The sequence below is a fragment of the Candidatus Obscuribacterales bacterium genome (genome assembly GCA_036703605.1).
Lineage (GTDB): Bacteria > Cyanobacteriota > Cyanobacteriia > RECH01 > RECH01 > RECH01.
This window is the reverse complement of the sequence record DATNRH010000481.1, coordinates 1-1,499: the sequence shown is the minus strand read 5'-3', so window position 1 is coordinate 1,499 and position 1,499 is coordinate 1. Positions and strand designations below refer to the sequence as shown.

The following is a 1,499-nucleotide window of genomic DNA, read 5'->3' as shown; positions in this document are numbered from 1 at the left end:
CATAGGTCAACCCGAGAAGCCGCCAAGCGACCACCGAGTAGAAGGTTAAAGCATTGACCAAGGTATGCACATCGTCAAATTGGAGCCGCTCCACATTTAACGCCCCGGACTTGAGAGTAAAGTGAAGCCGTTCAATGCGCCAACGCAGAGCATAGAAACGGAGGATGCGTTGGACATCGGCTGCCGTTGCCACCGGTAGACTGGTGAGCAGAGACCAGCACAGACTGTTGTCAGCGTCGAAGCAGTCCACCTGCGTTTTCCCATCAACACAAGCGACCTCGGTGGCAATAACCAGCGCCAGGGGCTGCGTCTTGTGGCGAGCGGGGCTCAAATTTTGACGCGGGTAGATGTGAACGGTTGCTGCCTGCAACTGCAAGGTCACGTCTACCGTTCGTCGCTTGCCCTCATACAGCCGCTCAATCTGCACTGCATACTGCCCGTAGTCGTCGAGCTGCTCAGCGACATCCGGCAATGGACAGACCTTTCCAGCGGCAGCCACTTCGACGCGGCGGGGTTGACACACCCGCACCAGCAAATCCACATTCGGCTCACGCTTGGCTTTGAAGAACTCGAAGATGTCCCCTTCTCGGTCACAGGTGACCACCCATCGTTGGTTTGACCCTTGGGCTTGTTGGTTGACCGCAGCCAAGCCCTTGAACCACTTTTGAGATTCTTTTTGCTCCGACGGCCAATCTATCGCCCCCCCTCGCGTCCAGTACTGTTGATGGATTAGTCCCAGGGGCTGTCCTCCCTGCTCCATGAGCAACACATTGTGCTGCATCAGTCCTCGCACCTTACCCTGGATTCTCCCCAACCCCGACATCTGCGTCTGACCTGAGTAGTTGTAGTACGTTGTGTCCTGAGCCGCGATGAGATACTCACTCTCACTGGCTTGGACTCGGGCTTGGGTGAATGCTACGTGACCGGACAACATCGTTGCACTATTCATGTCCTTGCGGGCAAACAAACCGGCCACTGTTTGCCTAAAGCTGTTGCCCATACAACTCGAAAAGGACAAGTTGGGTTTTTCGTAGGCCCGTTCATAGGCTTGGTTCAGACTTTTTTTACCTGGGGGCGGAAGGCGTTGAGTTGGCTAAACTCTGACATCTCTATTGTGCTTACTCCTCATCATTTTGGGCATAGTCTAACCTTCATAACCTTACTGGGCTTTATCTCTCAGGATATCTTCAACTCCCTAATACATATGACTTAGTAAAACCCCTACAGGATTAGCCCGTCGTGAAGGGTCTGTATCCAATCAAGACTCTTTACTTCAGCAACTTTCCTAGACGGTGGGGAAGAACTTGGGGCATAACGTTATGCCCCATCCAAAAGTTGGTCAAGTTGGGCCAGTACTTTGGCCAGCTTCTGCCGTTGCTTCGTGTTCAGATTGGCCTCGGCACGGCGGAGTTTTTTAAAGACGCGATCGCATCGTACTTTGAATTCATCTTGGGGCTGGGCATTCAACGCACGCACGCGATCGCGAATCTGCGCGACCG

At 53.5% G+C, this 1,499-nt stretch carries 2 protein-coding genes; both read right to left on the bottom strand.

Annotated elements, in window-relative coordinates; translation table 11 throughout:
• Positions 1-1,000, bottom strand: a 1,000-nt coding sequence (locus V6D20_10290; protein ID HEY9816169.1) for an IS4 family transposase, incomplete at its 3' end; no start/stop codon positions are given.
• Between the two features lie 317 nt (positions 1,001-1,317).
• Positions 1,318-1,499, bottom strand: a 182-nt coding sequence (locus V6D20_10285) for a hypothetical protein (GenBank protein HEY9816168.1), incomplete at its 5' end; no start/stop codon positions are given.